This is a genomic window from Nonomuraea antri (assembly GCF_013283785.1).
Lineage (GTDB): Bacteria > Actinomycetota > Actinomycetes > Streptosporangiales > Streptosporangiaceae > Nonomuraea > Nonomuraea antri.
Genome location: NZ_JABCPZ010000065.1, coordinates 1 through 17,234 on the forward strand (window position 1 = coordinate 1; position 17,234 = coordinate 17,234).

Annotated in this window: 21 protein-coding genes and 6 pseudogenes; 14 read left to right on the plus strand and 13 right to left on the minus strand. The window is 67.7% G+C overall.

What is annotated here, in order from left to right; translation table 11 throughout:
- Positions 1-289, minus strand: a 289-nt coding sequence (locus HII36_RS22090; RefSeq protein WP_173525139.1) for a helix-turn-helix transcriptional regulator, incomplete at its 3' end; no start/stop codon positions are given.
- 231 nt (positions 290-520) lie between these two features.
- Here HII36_RS22090 and HII36_RS22095 point away from each other — a divergent pair.
- The 6 genes from HII36_RS22095 to HII36_RS22120 all read left to right on the plus strand — a co-directional run bounded on the left by HII36_RS22095 (position 521) and on the right by HII36_RS22120 (position 4,009).
- On the plus strand, positions 521-781 hold the full coding sequence (locus HII36_RS22095) for a hypothetical protein (RefSeq protein ID WP_173525140.1): 261 nt from the start codon (positions 521-523) through the stop codon (positions 779-781).
- A complete protein-coding gene (locus HII36_RS22100; RefSeq protein ID WP_173525141.1) occupies positions 778-1,143 on the plus strand; it encodes an STAS domain-containing protein in 366 nt (121 codons plus the stop codon). The genes HII36_RS22095 and HII36_RS22100 overlap by 4 nt, the downstream gene beginning before the upstream one ends.
- 66 nt (positions 1,144-1,209) lie before the next feature.
- Positions 1,210-1,725: an STAS domain-containing protein gene (locus HII36_RS22105; RefSeq protein WP_173525142.1), complete on the plus strand. Its 516-nt coding sequence runs from the start codon at positions 1,210-1,212 to the stop codon at positions 1,723-1,725.
- A 286-nt stretch (positions 1,726-2,011) separates the two neighbouring features.
- Complete coding sequence (locus HII36_RS22110) at positions 2,012-2,533, plus strand: STAS domain-containing protein (RefSeq protein WP_173525143.1); 522 nt, start codon at positions 2,012-2,014, stop codon at positions 2,531-2,533.
- A gap of 9 nt (positions 2,534-2,542) precedes the next feature.
- A complete protein-coding gene (locus HII36_RS22115; RefSeq protein ID WP_173525144.1) occupies positions 2,543-3,439 on the plus strand; it encodes an MEDS domain-containing protein in 897 nt (298 codons plus the stop codon).
- Between the two features lie 447 nt (positions 3,440-3,886).
- Positions 3,887-4,009, plus strand: coding sequence for a Tn3 family transposase (locus HII36_RS22120; RefSeq protein ID WP_456238020.1), 123 nt, complete (start codon positions 3,887-3,889; stop codon positions 4,007-4,009).
- Here the strand turns inward: HII36_RS22120 and HII36_RS22125 are convergent.
- Positions 4,002-4,727, minus strand: coding sequence for a site-specific integrase (locus tag HII36_RS22125; RefSeq protein WP_217369810.1), 726 nt, complete (start codon positions 4,725-4,727; stop codon positions 4,002-4,004). The two genes, HII36_RS22120 and HII36_RS22125, sit on opposite strands and share 8 nt — an antisense overlap.
- 282 nt (positions 4,728-5,009) lie before the next feature.
- On the minus strand, positions 5,010-5,741 hold the full coding sequence (locus HII36_RS22130; protein WP_217369811.1) for a type 2 periplasmic-binding domain-containing protein: 732 nt from the start codon (positions 5,739-5,741) through the stop codon (positions 5,010-5,012).
- Between HII36_RS22130 and HII36_RS22135 the strand changes: the two genes are divergently transcribed.
- Positions 5,740-6,252: an alpha/beta fold hydrolase gene (locus HII36_RS22135; RefSeq protein ID WP_217369812.1), complete on the plus strand. Its 513-nt coding sequence runs from the start codon at positions 5,740-5,742 to the stop codon at positions 6,250-6,252. The genes HII36_RS22130 and HII36_RS22135 overlap by 2 nt on opposite strands.
- Positions 6,249-7,028: a glucose 1-dehydrogenase gene (locus HII36_RS22140; protein ID WP_173525145.1), complete on the plus strand. Its 780-nt coding sequence runs from the start codon at positions 6,249-6,251 to the stop codon at positions 7,026-7,028. Before HII36_RS22135 ends, HII36_RS22140 begins: the two co-directional genes overlap by 4 nt.
- A 138-nt stretch (positions 7,029-7,166) precedes the next feature.
- Here the strand turns inward: HII36_RS22140 and HII36_RS22145 are convergent, their stop codons facing one another.
- Positions 7,167-8,117 (minus strand): helix-turn-helix transcriptional regulator, encoded by a 951-nt coding sequence (locus tag HII36_RS22145; protein ID WP_173525146.1) that lies wholly within the window; start codon positions 8,115-8,117, stop codon positions 7,167-7,169.
- Positions 8,118-8,289: 172 nt separating this feature from the next.
- Here HII36_RS22145 and HII36_RS22150 point away from each other — a divergent pair, with 172 nt between their 5' ends.
- Together HII36_RS22150 and HII36_RS22155 are read left to right on the plus strand one after the other, a co-directional pair.
- A complete protein-coding gene (locus HII36_RS22150; RefSeq protein ID WP_106247733.1) occupies positions 8,290-8,739 on the plus strand; it encodes a carboxymuconolactone decarboxylase family protein in 450 nt (149 codons plus the stop codon).
- Between the two features lie 153 nt (positions 8,740-8,892).
- Positions 8,893-9,516 (plus strand): YdeI/OmpD-associated family protein, encoded by a 624-nt coding sequence (locus tag HII36_RS22155; RefSeq protein WP_217369813.1) that lies wholly within the window; start codon positions 8,893-8,895, stop codon positions 9,514-9,516.
- A 131-nt stretch (positions 9,517-9,647) separates the two neighbouring features.
- Here the strand turns inward: HII36_RS22155 and HII36_RS22160 are convergent, their stop codons facing one another.
- The 5 genes and pseudogenes from HII36_RS22160 to HII36_RS59240 all read right to left on the minus strand — a co-directional run.
- The gene (locus tag HII36_RS22160) at positions 9,648-10,391 is read right to left on the minus strand and encodes a hypothetical protein (RefSeq protein WP_173525147.1); all 744 of its coding nucleotides are present in this window, start codon (positions 10,389-10,391) and stop codon (positions 9,648-9,650) included.
- Between the two features lie 438 nt (positions 10,392-10,829).
- Positions 10,830-11,429, minus strand: coding sequence for a hypothetical protein (locus HII36_RS22165; protein WP_173525148.1), 600 nt, complete (start codon positions 11,427-11,429; stop codon positions 10,830-10,832).
- Between the two features lie 120 nt (positions 11,430-11,549).
- A pseudogene (locus HII36_RS22170) lies at positions 11,550-11,801 on the minus strand (NucA/NucB deoxyribonuclease domain-containing protein); the annotation flags it as partial.
- Positions 11,788-12,449 (minus strand): annotated as a pseudogene (locus HII36_RS22175) (transposase); the annotation flags it as partial. The pseudogenes HII36_RS22175 and HII36_RS22170, both read right to left, overlap by 14 nt.
- Before the next feature lie 125 nt (positions 12,450-12,574).
- Positions 12,575-12,853: pseudogene (locus HII36_RS59240) on the minus strand (WD40 repeat domain-containing protein); the annotation flags it as partial.
- On the opposite strand from HII36_RS59240, the gene HII36_RS55795 reads away from it, so the two are divergent.
- Positions 12,810-12,959 (plus strand): hypothetical protein, encoded by a 150-nt coding sequence (locus tag HII36_RS55795; RefSeq protein WP_217369814.1) that lies wholly within the window; start codon positions 12,810-12,812, stop codon positions 12,957-12,959. The pseudogene HII36_RS59240 and the gene HII36_RS55795 sit on opposite strands and share 44 nt — an antisense overlap.
- A gap of 245 nt (positions 12,960-13,204) precedes the next feature.
- Here the strand turns inward: HII36_RS55795 and HII36_RS59245 are convergent.
- From HII36_RS59245 to HII36_RS22190, 3 genes and pseudogenes are all read right to left on the minus strand, one after another.
- A pseudogene (locus HII36_RS59245) lies at positions 13,205-13,453 on the minus strand (nSTAND1 domain-containing NTPase); the annotation flags it as partial.
- Between the two features lie 133 nt (positions 13,454-13,586).
- Positions 13,587-13,925: pseudogene (locus HII36_RS59250) on the minus strand (nSTAND1 domain-containing NTPase); the annotation flags it as partial.
- Between the two features lie 66 nt (positions 13,926-13,991).
- A complete protein-coding gene (locus HII36_RS22190; RefSeq protein ID WP_173525150.1) occupies positions 13,992-14,936 on the minus strand; it encodes an amidohydrolase family protein in 945 nt (314 codons plus the stop codon).
- A 78-nt stretch (positions 14,937-15,014) separates the two neighbouring features.
- Here HII36_RS22190 and HII36_RS59255 point away from each other — a divergent pair.
- The 3 genes and pseudogenes from HII36_RS59255 to HII36_RS56780 form a co-directional block, all read left to right on the plus strand.
- Positions 15,015-15,401: pseudogene (locus HII36_RS59255) on the plus strand (helix-turn-helix domain-containing protein); the annotation flags it as partial.
- A 212-nt stretch (positions 15,402-15,613) separates the two neighbouring features.
- Complete coding sequence (locus HII36_RS56775; RefSeq protein WP_236003748.1) at positions 15,614-15,787, plus strand: hypothetical protein; 174 nt, start codon at positions 15,614-15,616, stop codon at positions 15,785-15,787.
- A 268-nt stretch (positions 15,788-16,055) separates the two neighbouring features.
- Positions 16,056-16,526, plus strand: coding sequence for a cytochrome P450 (locus HII36_RS56780; RefSeq protein ID WP_328807821.1), 471 nt, complete (start codon positions 16,056-16,058; stop codon positions 16,524-16,526).
- Here HII36_RS56780 and HII36_RS22205 read toward each other — a convergent pair.
- The gene (locus tag HII36_RS22205; RefSeq protein ID WP_173525152.1) at positions 16,425-16,640 is read right to left on the minus strand and encodes a hypothetical protein; all 216 of its coding nucleotides are present in this window, start codon (positions 16,638-16,640) and stop codon (positions 16,425-16,427) included. The two genes, HII36_RS56780 and HII36_RS22205, sit on opposite strands and share 102 nt — an antisense overlap.
- Between the last annotated feature and the right edge of the window lie 594 nt (positions 16,641-17,234).

Consider the following 17,234-nt stretch of genomic DNA (forward strand, 5'->3'; position numbering starts at 1 on the left):
GGGCCTGGACGGGGACGGTCTGCTCGGTGGGGCGGCGCAGGTGCCGCCCGGGGACGAGGGTGTAACGGTTGCGGCGGCCTTGGCGCTCACGTTGCACATACCCATCGTGCTCCAGGTCGGTCACGATGTTCTGGGCCGCGCGCTCGGTGATACCGATCGCCTCGGCGATGTCACGCATGCGTGCCTCGGGCTCCCGCGCCAGAATCAGTAGTACGCGGGCGTGGTTGGTGAGAAACGCCCAGGTGGAGCGCCGTTCCTTGGGGTCGGTGTGGTCGTCGGTGCCGTCCATGTCCGCGTCGCCCTCTCCGGCAGAGACGCACTTCCCGAATAACGAACATCATATCGGGAAATACTCTTCCATGAATTTCCGGTGCAAGTTACCGTCGGGTGCCCCGGGCACCGGGCCCGATCAGCAGGGGAGAACGCCGAGGTGCGGACACGACCTGAGAGCCGGTCAGGCCGCCATCGTTCCCGCCGCAGGCACCGCCGGCGCCAGGCACGAGACGGAATCGGTCGCCTGATGAGCGATCGGACGGTTCTCGAGCATTCTGGCGTTGCCGCCGGCTTATGGCGCGAGCAGGGGTGCGACCTGCGGCACCGGTTCGACCAGACCCGCCGCCGGACCTCCGTCCTGGCCTCCGTCCTGACCGAGAGCGCGCGTGAAGCGCGCGGCCGACCGCGCAAACCGCGAGTTCAAGTCCACCACGCCCATGACCACGCGGGCGCCATCCTGTTCGGCCTGGCCGAGCCGGTGCCGAGCAGGCCGGGAGGCGTGCTGTGACGCCGCTGGCCCTGACCCATCAGCATCTGCCCGGGGTGACGGTGGTCACGGTGGCGGGCGAGTTGGACACCACCAACCATGATCAGCTGCCCGCCTTCGTGGCCCAAGCCCGTCAACGGCCGGCCGACCAGGTGGTGCTCGACCTGGCGCGGCTGCGTTTCATGGACGGCAACGGCCTGCGCGCGGTGCTGGCCTGCCGGACGGAGACGGTCCGGGGCGGCGCTGAGCTGCGGGTGGCGGCGCCGCATCCCAGCCCGGCCCGCCTGCTGAAGATCACTGGGCTGGACGCCCGGCTGAGTCTGCACGCCACGCTGGAGCAGGCCCTGTTCGCCGCGACGGTGGCAGCCCGCCCTGCCACGTGAGGCCACGGGCCTGGCGCGCTCGTTGCCAGCGCTGGGGCGTGAACACCGTGCCGGGTGGAAGGGGCCATGCGAACCAAGGTGACCCATCCGGGAGACGACATGCCACACCAGGGTCGCGCCGGCCCGCCACCCGGCGATCACAGCTCGCGCGCGTCGCGTGTCGAGGTCAGGCATCTGGTCACGAAGGGAGGGCCTGCCTTGATCGTGACGCTAATGGGCTGCCTGGACGCTGAGGCGATCGCCGACCTGCGCCGGCTGCTCACGGCACGGCTGGCCGACCCCGAGCCGTCCACGCAGCCGACGCACCTGATCGTGGACGCCACTCGATTGACTTTCTGCGACGAGGCCGTGCTGCGCGCTCTGCTCGACGTCCATCAGGCGATCCGGCGCGAGGGTGGCCGGGTGGTGGTGGCCGATGCCGGCGGAATGCTGGCGCAGCGGCTGCGCCGTACTCGGCTGGACAGCATCCTCGAGCTGTATCCCAGCCTGTCGGCTGCCGAAGCGGCCGTTGCGGGCCTTGGTCCCGTCGATGACGGCGGCTACAAGCCTGCCGGCGATGGCGAAGCGGCTGGGCAGGGCTGACCCGGTGGTTCGTGCGTCGCCCGGCTGGAATGCGCCCCAGGCATGCTCCTTCCTCCAGCTCGGCGAGTCCAGAGTTGTCGCCGGGTCTATGCCGGAAGAAGTAGGGAGGAATGCTCCTTCCTGCGAGTGTGCTCTGGGGTTACCGTGAGAGCAGACGAAGCCGCCGGCTCCACCCATCAGCAGGGACTTGGATGTCGCTTCTCGCGCGCACCACCAGGACGGGGCCGAGCAGGTCGGCACAAGCACCCTGCGGCCACGTCCTCTTGCCGCCACATCGGGCCTCCTCGTGAGCGTCCTGTCGGTAACACACCGCGAACTGCCGGACGCTACTCTCCTCCAGGTGGCGGGCGAGCTCGACCGCACGAGCGCCGCCGAACTGGAGCGCCACCTGGGCCAGATCCACCTCCAGCAGGAAGAGTCGTTGATTCTCGACCTGAGCGCACTGTCCTTCCTGGACAGCAACGGCCTGCGCATCTTGATGCGCACCCACGAGCGGCTGGAGCAGGCAGGCAGGGGCGGCCTGCATCTGGCCGCCGTGCAACCGCTGGTGCTGCGCCTGCTGGAGATCACCGGCGTCGGCGCGGTGCTACACGTGCACCCTGACCTGGAGCAGGCCATCGCCGCCGTCGGCCAGCACGCTCAGGCGCGCCGTTCCCGGCGGCCCTTCCCCATCGGGCTCATCCTGCCATCCGACTTCTGGACCGGCGACTTCCACGACGGCAACGGCACCAGCTCAGCTGCAGGCCCTGTCCGGCAGCCCCCTTCGCTCGGCGGTGTCGATGTCGGCACGGCCGGCCAGGACGATTGAGGAAGCACCATGCAGATGTTCATCGAACCGACCGAGGTCAGCCGCATGCGCTGGGGCGATCACCTCTGCTTCACCTACTCCTGCGAACAGGAACGCGCCCAGGTCCTGCTGCCCTACCTGCGCCAGGGGCTGGCAGGCGGGGACAAGGTACTCTACATCGCCGACTCGGCCGACTCCGCGCATGTGCCCGACCTGATCAACGCCTGCACCCGGGGCCAGCCTCACCTGTTCCTGGACGCCAGCCAGCTCGTCCTCGCCCGCGCCGAAGACACCTACCTGGCAGGCGACGCGTTCGACCCGGACGCGATGATCGAACTGCTGATGTACGAATCGGCCAAGGCGGTGAGCGAAGGCTTCACCGCGCTGCGCGCCACCGGCGAGACGAGCTGGGCCCTGCGTCTGCCCGCGATCGAGCAGTTCATCCTCTACGAACGCGAGGTGGGCCGGGTCTTCGCCACCGCCCGGGCCATGGCGATCTGCCAGTACGACCGCCGGCTGTTCCCCGCCCCGACCCTGCGGGAACTGCACGCCGTCCACCAGGGCCACGTCGGACCCGACCCCGACTACCACGACGAGCAGGTACGCATCTTCCGCACCTACCAGCCGCCCGGCCTGCGCATCGCCGGCGCCCTGCACGCCGGCAGCCATCAGCCGCTGCAGCAGGCCTTGGCCGGGCTGGATGATGTCGCCGCCGACATCCACTTGGAACTGTCCCGGCTGGAACAACTCGACCTGGACACCGTGCGGCTCCTCCTGTCCGCAGCCCGGCGCCGTACCCCTCGGACCCGCCTGGTCCTGGACAATCTGGGCATCCACCACCGTCGGCTGCTGGAGCTCGTGAACGTCGGCCACGTCCCTGGGCTGGCGATGAACTATTCCGACAATGTGCAAGCCGGCTCGCTGTAGCCGGCGGGCGAGCGGGACGTGGACCTCCCGGTGATGCCGATCGAACGCCGTAGGGGGTCGGCCGGCTGGTGTCGCGTGCATGGCAAGGGTGCGGCGGACGGTCGATGCGGACGGTCATCGGGTCTCCCATCCGTACCGGGTCAGGACGGCGGCGCTCGGCCCGCTCAGCCGCACCGGTCGGGGTGCAGGATGCTTGCGCGGACGCGCTGCAGCTGAGCGGGCCGGGCGCCGCGGGTCGTCTCGGATCCGGTGAAGGAGCCCTGTAGTGTTCACAGCCTCTCCCGATTTCGCCGCGCTATTGGCGGTGCTTGCGGGCGCGGCTTCCAAAAGCGCTGGAGGATTGGTGGGGCCCTGGGGCCGGCGAAGGGCGCGGTCCTCCTGCTCGGGGATCCGGCACCCGACTGACCGCAACCGATCTACGCGGCTTGACAAAACAGATTCCACATAATCTGCGACTACCTCGCCGAGGAGGAACTGCGCCGCGAAATCCACGAGGGCCTCAACGTGTTGGAGAACTGGAACTCGGCCAACGAGGACTTCACCGGGTCCAGGCGGCGATCGTCTACCTGAACACCCGGATGGTGCAGATCGTCCTGGCCGAGCCGAAGTGGCGCAAGAAGCTCACCGACGCCGACCGGCCGGGGCGCAGGCCGCCGTCCAGAATGAGCAGCAGCATCGCCAGGTCGCGCAGTATCTTCAGGCCCGACAGCAGCGCTTCCACCTCCGGGTCGCCCATGGGCCTGGGCAGCCGCCGTGGCCGCTTGACCTGGATGACCCGGCGCACCGGCCGCTGGGTGCTGGCCTTTCCCATGAAGGGCTGGTGACGGTTCGGCACCCTGGCCAGAGCCGGGTCGGGTCGTACCTGAACCGGGGAGACGCCGTGATCGTACTCGTCGGCGACGATCGCCCAGTCATAGAAGCTGGAGACTGCGGCCAGGATCCGATCGACGGTCGCCGGCGATAGCAGCCGGCCAGGCCACTCCCCGGTATCGGTGACCACGGCCATGCCCAGTCGCTGCGCTGGACGGCGGCTGGGCAGCCGCCGTAGAAATGCCAGCAGCCGCAGCACGTTTGGCGGGCGGAATTCCTGCCAGTCCAGGCCCTCCTGCGTCAGGAACAGGAAGAGGTAGCGCAGGTCGTAGCCGTACGCGCTCAACGTGTTCGGTGAGAACTCCCGATCGGCCAGATGCGCCAGAAACCGGCAGACAGGGCTTACCGGCTCGCCCGCCTCATCGACCAGCCGTACCCGGCGGACGATGCCGCCCTCCCTCTCCTTGACGACCCGCATCTCGGCCTCCTCGCCTTGCGGCAGCAGGGATGTGGGTCAACGTATGCGACGAAGGGGCATCAATGAGGAGAAACTCCAAGGTCATCTCAAGCGATTGTCCAGATAAGAACCTCTACGGCCGGTTCCGGCTGGACATGGAAACCCGGCTCGATCTCACCGCGGCGTGAGCGGACCTCCGGGCGGGACGGTGCGGTGGTTCTGGCGCCACCTCATGCTTCTGCGCCGCCTACTAACTACGCGATCGCCTTCACTCGCGTGTGGCCCGTGGGCCGGCCAGGCTCCTCATGATGTCGTCAAAGCGCTGGCGTCCGTGCTGTGGCGTTCGGGTAGCCAATCGCGGGTGGGATCGTGTTCCAGCCATCGGTTGCGCTCGGCCTCCGTCACGAAGGCGCTTGTCAAGGTGTTCAGCAGTGGGTGGCCGCCGTTGTCGCGCCAGAGCAGTGACCAGGCGTACAGCGCTGCGGGGTCGATCAGCGGGATCGAGCGGATCGCCGGGTGCGGCGGGAGGAGTATGTCTGCGGGCAGCCGACTGAAGCGGTGCATGTCGGCTGCCAGATCGGCCAGGAAGCGGTCCAGTCCCAGGTTCGTGCCTTCGGCGTGCTGGTGGATGCCGAAGGCCATGGCGAAGCGGTGCAGGAAGTCCAGCCTGTGGAGCGCGCCGGGGGTCCACAGTACGCCGTCGCGCAACTGCGCCGGGCGGATCGCGGGCGCGTTCGCCAGCGGATGATCGGCGTGGAGGATGGCGTCCACGGGTTCCAGCCGTACCAGGGGATGGGGCAGCCCGGCGGGCAGCGGCGCGTGGACGCGGCCGAAGGCGGCGTCGATGTCGCCGTGCAGCAGCGCGGTGATCACCGACGGCAGGTCTCGGCCGTGGCCCAGTTCCAGCCGCGGCTTGCCGGTCGCCACCTGGGCCAGGGTGCGCATGGGCGCGTACAGGTGGCCCCACACGTCGATCCGCAGCGGGCGTACCTCGTCACCGCCCTGCTGCGCCGGGGCCCTCGCCGTGTTCGCCATGGACGGGCCGGGACAGGGCGCGCTCGCCGCCACCAGCACCGTCCGCGCCGACTACCACCACGTGATCGGAAAGGTCATCGACACACTCCGCCCGCGCAACGTGGGACTCGTCGGGCTCAGCCTCGGCGGCTACTACGTCGCGGAAAGCGCCGCCCGGGAGAGCCGCGTCGCGGCCGCCGTCACCATCAGTGGCCCCTTCCGGCTGTACTGGGACGTCCTGCCACCTCCCGTACGGGATCTCCTCATCCAGCGGGCCGGTAGCGAAGAGGCCGCCCGCCGCTTCGCCGGCCAGGTGGACGTGTCCGCCCTCGCCCCGCAGATCACCTGCCCGCTGCTGGTCATCGACGGCGGCCAGGACGTCATCCCCGGCGTGACCAACGGCGAGCCGCTGGCCCGCCTGGCACCGCACGGACGCTACGTGTCCCTACCTCATGGCGACCACCTGCTCGGCAACGCCCGCCCCGACTGCCTGGCCACGGCCGCCGACTGGATCTCTGGAGCACTCGCATGACACGCTTCACCGACAAGGCCGCCCTGATCACCGGCGGCACGAGCGGCATGGGACTGGCCGCCGCACACCGCCTCATCGCCGAGGGCGCCCACGTGATCGTCACCGGCCGCACCCGGCGACGCGTGGACCAGGCCACCGCCGTGCTCGCCCCGTGCGCTCTCGGCGTGGTGGCAGATACAGCCGACCTCAAGGCTCTGGACGCCCTGATGAACACGATCAGGACGCGATTCGGCAGGCTGGACGTCGTCTTCGCCAACGCCGGAGTGGGCGCCTTCGCACCCTTCGCCGACATCACCGAGACCGACTTCGATCACACCGTTGACGTGAACTTCAAAGGTGTGTTCTTCACGATCCAGAAGGCATTGCCGCTGATCGCCGAGAACGGCTCCATTGTCATCAACGCCTCCTGGACCCTGCACCGCGGCAACGGCATCCTCACGCTGTACTCGGCTACCAAGGCGGCCGTGCACAACCTGGCCCGCACCCTTGCGGCGGATCTCGCACCCCGGGGCATCCGCGTCAACTCGATCAGTCCCGGATACATCGACACACCGATGTATCCCGCCGCGGCGTTGAGCGAGACGGAGACCGCGGCCATCACCGGTCGTATCGCGGCGGGGAGGTTCGGCCAGCCGGAGGAGATCGCCACAGCAGTGGCGTTTCTCGCCTCCCGTGAGGCGTCCTACATCAATGGCCAGGACCTGGTCATCGACGGCGGCCTGGTGAATGCGATCCTTGCCTGGTCATCGCCGGCCCTCGTAGACATGGGCGGTTGATCTTTCCTCTCATGTACGCGACAACGCGGAATCTCAGCATCCGTCGATTGAGACAGCCAAGATCGAATTTGCACTTCATGGTGGCTGGCAACATCCGTCACTGCAGGTAGGCGTGTCAGCGATCGGCGGGTGTTCGTGTTACTGGTTGTCGTTGAGGAGCTGTTGTGTGCGGGTGAGGAATGCCTGGCGGACCTCTTCCGGGTGCAGTATCTGAAGTGGTCGGCCGAGGCTGAGCAGGTAGCGGGCCAGGCCGTCGGCGTCTGGCCCGCCGATGTCGATGATCGTTGCGTCATCGCCGTCCGGGTGGTGGACGCCGACCGTTGGTGGCACCAGCCTGCGGGCCTCATCGGCCGGTACGGCCAGGCGGATGGTCACCCGCACCGGGTAGGGCCTCAGCGCGATGCCCGTGCCGACCAGTTGGGCCGGATCTGGCGGGTCGGGCAGGGCGGTGGCCTGCCCGGTGGCTGTGGCATCGATGATGCGATCGGTCCGGAAGGTGCGCCAGTCCTGCCGCGTCAGGTCGTAGGCGAGGAGATACCAGCGGCGGCCGGTGTAGATGAGCCGGTGGGGGTCTACTCGGCGGGTGGACGTCGTTCCGGCCCCGTCGCGGTAGGTCAACTGGGTACGTTCGCCTCGTCGGCACGCGGTGGCCAGGTCCAGGAGCAGCGCGGGGGAGATCTGGCTGTCGTCGGGTCGTGCGGTGTGGGTGAACGCGGCGTCCAGCTCGCCGAGCCGGTCGGCGATCCTGGCCGGCAGCACCTGGCGTAGTTTCAGCAGCGCCGACAGGGCTGCTTGGTCGCTGCCGGAGACTCCGCTGAAGGCGGCGGTGCGCAGCCCGACAGCGACCGCGAGGGCCTCCTCCTCGTCAAGGATCAGTGGCGGAATGCTGGTTCCGGGCCCGAGGTGGTAGCCGCCCCATGGGCCCATCTCCGATTCGATGCCGTAGCCGAGTTCACGTAGCCGGGCGATGTCCCTGCGAACCGTCCGTTCGGTGATCTCCAGCTGGGCGGCCAGATCAGCGCACGTCCAGGACTTCCGCGTTGACAGCAAAGACAGCAACTGCAGCAGCCGCGCCGAGGTGTTGACCATGGCTGACAGTCTGCTCGATAACCAGGACCGTTTCTGACCGGGTCATACCGTAACGTCGCCGGCATGACCGAGAACTCCTCGGCCGAAAGTCCATCACGACGATGACCTCCGCCAAGGTGCGTTAGATGACGGAACCGGACGGGCCGAGGTAACCGATGAAGGAGCAACACTGATGGAAGCACGCATGAAGAGCGTGGCGAATTCCGACGTGATCACAGCGGTCCAGCATCTCCAGAAGGCGATTCACGCCGGTGGCGTCGACCCGCTCGTGCTCGAGCTGGTCCATCTGCGGGCCAGCCAGATCAACGGCTGCAGCCCGTGTGTGTTCGCCGGCGTCCAGTCGGCGAAGAAGCATGGAGAGACCGACGAGCGGCTGCACAGCGTGGTCACCTGGCGCGAGACCCCGTTCTTCACCGAGGAGGAGCGGGCAGCGCTCGCGCTGACCGAGGCCGCCACCCGAATCCAGGACGGCGCGCCGGGCGTGACCGACGAGATCTGGGACGCCGCTGCCACTCACTTCGACGAGAAGCAGATGTCGGCGATCATCTTGAACATCGCAATCACCAACTTCTTCAACCGGATCAACCACACGATCCGGGAGCAGGCCGGCAAGGCCTGGTGAAGGCGGGCGGCCGTCATCCGTCCAGAGGACGCGGTGGCGACGTGGCGAAGGACGAGATCGGCCGGCTCAACCGCTGGCCGATCCAGCGCCACTGCCGGCAGGCCCCCGTTCTGGGCTCTCACCTTCGGGTGACCGCCGACAACCATCCCTTTGATGATCAGCAGGGGCACCATGACGATGAGCAACGAACTACTGGAACTGACCGTTGCCGATGCCCGAGCCTGGCGGGAGTGGCTCAGCAGGCACCACGACAGCTCGGCAGGGGTGTGGCTGGTCCTCGCCAAGCAGAACACGACCCGGCCCACCAGCCTGACCTATGACCAGGCGCTCGACGAAGCCCTGTGCCACGGCTGGATCGATGGCCGGCTACGACGGCGGGATGAGATCACCTTCTCCCGGCGCTTCACCCCTCGCGGAAGGCAAAGTCCCTGGTCAGCGCGGAACGTTTCCATCATCACCCGTCTGATCGGCGAGGGCCGGATGCATCCGGCCGGAATGGCCGAGGTCCAACACGCCAAGGCCGACGGCCGCTGGGACACGGCCTACGCGGGACAAGCCGGCATCGAGGTACCAGCCGACCTGGCCGCCGCATTGGCCGCGAAACCCCAGGCACAAGCGATGTTCGACATCCTCACCTCCCAAAACCGCTACGCCGTTCTCTATCGGATCACGAACGCCAAACGCGCCGAGACCCGAGCCCGCCGTATCACCCAGTTCGTTGACATGCTCGCCCTCGGCGAGACGATCCACCCACAAAAGCGCGCCCTCGGCAGTTGAACGCCGGACCACTTCTCTCCCCGCCTCGCTCCTCCAAGCCCACGCACATGGCGGCGCGACGTTTGGCCAGAGCCGGAACCTTACCCAGCCCCAACAACCCATCATTGGCCTGCTCCACGTCATCGTCGCGCTCACCCAGACCGGCCCGTAAGCACCAAGGGGTGGCCCGCGCCCGGCGCGGGCCACCCCTTGTCCTCGAAGTCGGCGGGCAGGTCTTCGTCGGGTTGCGCCCAGGTGTTGGCGCCCTCCACCCAGATTTCGCGGCGCCGGATGGCCTTGCGCAGCGCGACCAGCACGCACAGCTCGTACGGGATGCGCTCCACCAGGCCGCTGTCGGGGTCGAGGACCGCGTCGCGCCAATCCTCGGGCACCACGTGCTCCAGCGGCACCGCCTCGGCGGCGGCGTAGAAGTCGGCGTCGGAGCCGTCGTAGCGCTGCAGCAGGTCCAGGGCGTCCATCACCGGCTTGAAGGTGTCGTTGCTGGAGCGGAACCGCACCGCTTTGAGTAGCTTGGGCAGGCCGCGCCGGTAGTGGTGGGTGTAGGAGCCGCGCAGCTTGGTCCGCACCCGGGTGCGCAGCTCCTTTTCGTTCGCCTTGGCCTCGGCGATGATGTCTTCCAGCGTCCGCTCACCGACCACGGGATACAACGCCTTGCGGACGATCTCCTCCGGCAGCTCCAGCGCCGCCGTCGCGAGCTTCACCAAGATCCCGTTCTTGCCCTGCACCCGCCGGAACTCGGCGTTGAGCTCGCCCTCGACCTTCTTCTCCGCCCGCACGCTGATCTTGTGCACGGGGTGGATCAGCAGTTCCACCAGCCCGTCGATCAGCTCCGACTGCCGCACCTGGCACAACGCGGCCAGCAGGGTGAGGCGCACCGACGGCGCCGCCGCCTCAAAATCGGACGGGTACAATCTTTGCGAGCTGTTAGGGTGGGCCGGCTGGACGGAGTGAGCCGGGACACCGGGGCACGCCGAACCCCGGCTACCCGCCGCAGTGCACGCGCCGGGCAGGATGCTGGAATGCACGTCGAAGAGGAGGCGTGAAGGAACGGGCCCGGCCGATGGCGTCCGAACCTTACTCTTCCGGCCGCCAGGTCGGCCCCAAGCAGCAGACCCTCGACTGGGACGCCGAAGGCCACTTCACCCAGGTCACCGAGGCCGTGGCCACCACCGCATTCGTCTACGACGCCGACGGCGAATGGCTGATCCGCCGCGAGAAGACCACCGATGGGCGGTGGAGGACTACTCGGAGGAGTTCAAAGCCGACACCCGTGGCCTTGTACGAATCCACCCCTGGCGCGACCCACAACCGATTCAGGTACTCCACGCGTCTCGAGGTATCTCATATAGAGTCCGTGTCGCGGTGAACCACTCCCGGTCAAGGAATCGCCCCGTGATCCGCCCAACCATACAGAGAATTAGGTGAAGTTCCTGCTGGCTGCGCATGCCATGCTCCAACTCAAGCCCTTCCGCATACATGGCATATTCCGGCACAGTCACCGGTGCGCCGTCGGCATAGGGAGGATTGATCTCATCGACAAGCGCTCCGTCCTGATACAGGTATAGATCGTCGAGTTCGAACAGCCCACCGTTGTAATACACGGTGAGGAGTCGTCGCCCGCCCGCGCTGAGCGCCTTCGCCTCCGCACCCGTATGAAAGCTGCTGAGCCAAAGGATGTGGGTCCAACCGGGCGTATGGGATCCGATCCAGATGACCTCGTCTTCCAGGGATGCCTCGTATCTGGCCATAGCCTCGGCGAAGCCACACTCCACACGCGTGCCCGGATCTACCCGCAACCGGCGCGCCAACTCCTCAGGGTCGTCGCCCTCGACCCATATCCCGGCGAGCCCACTACTCAGCCCGAACTCCCGCAAGAGGTCCCATTGATTCTCCGAAGGCATCAACCTGGCCATGCCGCCATCGCATTCTCCGTCGTCAGGACGGCTGGAGTGAAGAGGAACGTTTGGTTGCCGAGTTGTTCACCCGGCAACCACACGTCAATATACCGCGCGCCGCAGCGCGCTATGCGCCGGCTACGGCTCGATCAGCATCCAATATGGGCTGTCTTCCGCATTGTCGCCGACTTCGTCGACAGTCAGCCGATACTGAGAGTAGAAGGTCTTGAGATAGTTGCCGTGACGGCGATTCTGATGTAGATCAACGCCGCGCACGGAATAGTTCAACTTGTCCTTCGCTGCTCCCTGCTTGGTGGACGCGTACGGATACTCGTCACAGTCATAGACTCCTGAATAATTCTCCTTGAACTTCTCCTCATATTCGTAGTATTTGCAGTAATTCGTTGACTTCGACTCCCGCCAGAACTTCTAACCCGGCACGGCCGTGCATCTGGCGCATGATCCTCTTCGTGCGGGTGTTGACGCCTTCGGTCCGGCCGTTGTGATGCGAGAGGGTGAGGGCTGCGTTCACGGCGTCGCGGTCGAGTTCGAGGCCGTTGACGAAGCCGTGCAGATGAGGCAGATGCGCGGCGCGGAGGGTGGTGATCCAGGCGGTGAGCTTGTCGTCATTGCCGTCGGTCGGGGTGAGAGTGCGGCGAAGTCGCGGACCGGGCGGGCGAGCGCGGTCAGCTCGGGACAGGCGGCGGTGAGTTCCTGCAGCAGCTGGGCGTCGCTGTCCCGCAGCCGGTCGGGTCGGGTGAGCAGGAGGCGGGCCAGGCGGCGCGGAGTGATGACGGGCCGCTCTCCTTCGGCTCGGCCTTGGGTGATGTAGCGGTTGAGCAGGTTGGGGCTGCCGGTGTAGCCGAGCTGTTTGATCTCGCGGAACAACTGCCGGACCGGAACGGCGGGGTCGGTGGCGCGCCGTTCACGCAGGTGATCGCGGTAAGGATCGACGAGCGTGGGCCGGTAGCGCGGAGCGCGGCGTAAGGCCGCGGGTTCGCGGGTGCGGGCGTAGCGCTTGACGGTATTGAGGGACATGCGTCCGTCGGGGCTGAAGGCGACGGTGTGCACCAGCGCCTGGTGTCCGACCAGGGGTGTTGTGCGGGGCTTTGCCCGGGCTGGGTCGAGCAGGTCCCACAGCCGGATGGTCTGGTCTGGTCGTCGCCGGCGGTGGCCAGCAGGCGGCCGGCGGGGCTGAACACCGCGGAGGTCACCCAGCAGGTGTGCCCGGCAAGGGGAGACCCGAGCGGCTTGGGTTGCGCCGGGTCGCGCACGTCCCATAGGCGCGCGGTCTGGTCATGGCTGGCGGTGGCCAGCAACCGCCCATTTGGACTGTAGGAGGTCAGGTAGACCGCACCGGTGTGCCCGGTGAGCGGGGTGTGCAGGGGTGCATGCTGGGTGGAGATCAACCTGGTGGACACGCTGCTGTCAGAGGGTCTCATCCGGCGGGCCACCAGGTTCAGCTGCGCCCACAAAGACTGGTCACTCGCGCGCATCCGGTCGGCCTCGGCCAGCACCTGCCGGAAGATCGCCTCGTCGCGCTGGTGAACGGCCACCGCCGCGGCACCGGCGGCGACGATCGCCAGGACGATCACCATGGTGACCGCGGCGCCCCGCGCCCACCGAGTACGCCGCCGAAGCCGGGTTGCGACGGCGAGGAACTCCTGTGCCACCTGCGTCAGCCCGGTGAGCTGGCGGGCGGCCTCCAAACGGGTACCGCGATACAGCAGCCCGGGGTCACGGCCGTGCCGATCCCAGACTGCGGCATCCTCATCCAGCCGCTGCCGGGCCACATTCCCGGCGCGGTCTTGATCAATCCACCTGTTGAGTCGCGGCCAGGCCCACAGCAGTGCCTCGTGGGCGATCTCCACCCCGTCGACGTCCACCGTCACCAGGCGCTGGCTGGCCAGCACCTCCAGCGCCCGCGCGGTGGCGGTGCCGTCCGCCACCGATGCGATCAGCTTGGTGTGCCTCGCCCGTCTGCGGGTGTCGTGTCCATCCTCGCCGATGCGGACCAGACGCAGCAGCAACCGGTGTGCCACGTCCTGCTCGTCGGGCCGCAACTGCGCCCACGCCCGCTCCGCGCTCCTGGCCGACCTGCCCGTCGCTGTCGCATTCGCCCAGGTCCTGCAGCATGAGCTCTACCAATCCGGGTTCTGGACGCAGGCCGACCGCTTTGGCTGGTCCGAGGATCGCTTCGCGCAGCTCGGCGGCCGTCATCGGCTCCAGGACCTGTTGGCGATCGCGCAGGGCAGCGGCCAGCTCGCGATAGCGCAGGCAGTGACCGTAGAAGTCGGCGAGAAGGTCAGGGTGTGCGACGGCTTGCCGTAGCCATTGAACTGGCGGCCCGTCCTGCCGCTGCTTCTCAGGCTGAGCACCGGGCCCGCGCCAGGGCGAGGGGAGCCAGGTCGTGCACGCGCGGGTGTCTGGGAATGAGCTGCGGTATTCCCGGACACCCCGCTGTTCCTGACGGGTCTCTGGTCTGGGGAGACGGGCCGACGACTCGTCCGGCACCCAGCCGAACCCAGGGGTGTCCGATCTCGATTTACCGTACGCCTCCAAGTTGGAGCGGCCCTGTTGTCAGCTGTTCAGGTTGAACAGCCGCGCGGCGTTGTCATCGAGGATGAGGCGGGTCTGCTCGGAGGGAAGATCGGCCTCCGCGATGTAGCGGACCGCGCGCGTGTACAGGTCGTCGCGGAAGTAGGGGAAGTCGCTGCCAAGCATGATCTTGTCGGCGCCGAAACTGGCGACGGCGCAGCGCAGGGCGGGGGCGTGGAAGTTGGCGGTGTCGAACCACATGCGGCGCAGCAAGATGCTGGGCCGGTCCGGGAACGCCTCGTTCCACTGGTCGTAGTTGTCGTCGATGCGCTGCATCAGGAAGGGCAACGGCCCGCCGAGGTGCGCGACGATGAAGCGGATGTGGGGATGGCGGGCGGCGACTCCGGCGCGCAGGAGATGCAGAACACCGACGGCGTCCTCGAACGGGGCCCCGACGATCCAGGTGAGACCGTGCTCGGAGATCAGCGGTGAATCGAGGCCCGTGCCGGCTGCATGGACGAACACCGCCGCGTTCCGGCGGTCCAACGCGGCCCAGAAGGGTTCGAAGGTGGGGTCGCCGAGGGTGCGGTTCAGCACGACTGTGGAGATGCCGACGCCGAGGAAGCCGAGTTCGTCCATGGCGCGGGCGATCTCGGCCGCGGCCGCCTCTGCGTGCGGCAGCGGGGCGGCGGCCAGGGCGGCGAACCGCCCGGGATGGGCTCGGACGATCTCGCGGTACAGGTCGTTGACCATCCGGGCTGCGCTGATGGCGTGCTCGGGATCGTCGAAGTAGGGCAGCTGGGGAGTGGCGGACAGGAGCTGCATGTCCACCTCCGCCTGGTCCATCATGCGCAGCCGGGCGTCGATGTCGTCGCCGGTCGAACCGGCGCATGGCATCCGCGCGACGTCAGTGGCGTCGGATCCGTAGCGTCGCAGCGTGTCCAGGTAGTCGGCCGGGTAGCAGTGGGCGTGCACGTCAATGCGCATGGCGCTTCCTTCGAGATCCTTGCGGTCGGAACGTGCCAAGGGCCGACATCACGAACCCACGCAACCGGCCATGACAAGATGTGGCCCGCCTCGCGGGCCTCGCATCCCGGCACCGTTCCCGGGCGCCAAGCCCCGAAACCCCTGCCGCACATCACCCGGCACGCGGCGCTGTTTCAGCGACCGGCGCAAGCATCGCGTGTTACGATCCGGACCGCCAGATGGCCGGATGGTGAACCGTCCCGCAGGAGGTCTGATGGAGGCCGAGGACATCCGGGGCGGATCGACGAGGGCCTGGCATCGTGGCCGGACTTCGGCAGGCAACTGCGATTATGGCGTCGGCAGGCGGGATTCGCCCAGCTTCAGGTCGGCCAGCGCGTGGGATACGACCACGGCGCGATCAGCAAGGTAGAAGTCGGGGCCAGGCAGCCCTCCTTCCAACTGGTCCGTCAGCTCGACGGACTTCTGGCGGCCGACGGGGTGTCACCTGGCCGTCCCCGGCACAGCACCTCCCCGTTCATGGACGTTCCCCGCTGGCCGTCGTGGTTGCCGGACCAAGGCCGGCAGTGCACGCCGCACGGCGGGCAGCGGTGCGCTGTCCCGTCCGTGAGCGACTCCCAGGTGATCTACGGCGGTTCTGCCACCCGTCCGGTTCCGAAGCGGACCGTGACGCGATCCATGTGCTCGCCGCCCTGCTCAAAGTGCTGTTGCGGGCCAGCGAGAAGCACGGCGCCGCCCCGGTCGTCACGCTGGTGGAGAACACACTGCACGCGATGGCGCGGACGCCGATGCCACTGGCCGGACGCTCACTTAGAACAGGCCGGGAGCTCACGACAACCATCGCCACCTGCTGACCTGGCCACTCCGATCCCGGCCCACGTCCCACGTGGGCTGGGCGAACGAGACGTTGGCGTACGTTTCCGTTCGTCCACTCCGAGGGCCGGGTCGAGGCGGGCGAGCTGACGCGTCCGGAAGCGGCCCAGATGGGCGTGCTGCTGCTGATCGCCGGGCACGAGACCACCGCGAACATGATCGCGCTCGGCACCCTCGCGCTGCTCCGGAATCCCGGCCAGCTCGCCCTGCTGCGCGACAGCGACGACCCCGGGGTGATCGCGGGGGGCGGTGGAGGAGCTGCTGCGTTACCTCAACATCACCCACAGTGGACGCCGCCGCGTCGCGCTGGAGGATATCGAGATCGCCGGTCAGGTCATCCGCGCGGGCGAGGGCATGATCATGGCCAACGACATCGGCAACCACCACGACCCCGGGGTCTTCGCCCACCCGGACGAGCTGGACCTGTGGCGCGACGCCCGCCGCCACGTGGCCTTCGGCTTCCGCGTCCACCAGTGCCTGGGCCAGCCGCCCGGCCCGGCTGGAGCTGCAGGTCGTCTACGGCACGCTGACTCTGGCGGGCGAGCTGGAGCAGGCTCCGTTCAAGCACGACGGCCAGGTGTACGGGGTCTACGAGCTGCCCATCACCTGGTGAGGCGCTCAGTGGTGGTGGATGGTGGGGGCCAGGACGTACTGGTAGAGCTCGTACCCCGCGAAGGCGATCACCGGCACGCCCAGCGCGATGAGCACCCGGCGTTGTAGTGGCGGGCGCACGACCGGCAGGTCGAGGTCCTTGATGGGCCTGGCCGGCACCTTGGCCAGCGGCTTGGGCTCGGGCGCCGCCGTCAGCTCGGGATGGCGCTCCAGATAGCCCATGGGGAAAGAGGTCTGATGGAAGGCTCCGCGGGCCGGGCAGCTCATTCCCGACCAGGGAGGTTGCACGGGTACGCCGGAGCTGAGCCAGACCTCCATCTCGTTGCCGTGGTCGTCGACGAGGTGACGGACGAGGTAGTCCTCCTCCCATACCTACAGACAGCGCAGACACTCGAGGGGCCAGGACTCGCGGGATTCGAACCCGTCGCGCACAGGGATCACCTGCTCATGGACGGAGGAAAGCGCGTTCGCTTTGAGTATCCGCCTGGCCCCGCGCATTCGCACAAGAGCCCAAGTTGTGACACTTTCGGCTACAGAAAGGTCACGGGTGTCATGTGTAGACGGGAGGGTGCCCTTGGGTGTCGAATGTCAGCCAATTGAGCCAGCTCGTGCGCAGGGTAATTGAGCCACTCGAAGCGGGTGGCTCAGGAAGGACAGCAGCGCTGTTCGGGCGGTATGCGGCTAATTGGGCGCTTCGGCATTGCCTTGTGGTCGATGTGACCGTTGGATAACCCGTCCCGCCGGGCCCGACTGGGAGGTTGTCTTCGAACCTCTGATTACCAGTGTGATCTCGGCTGAGAGAGCCTCGAGCGTCGT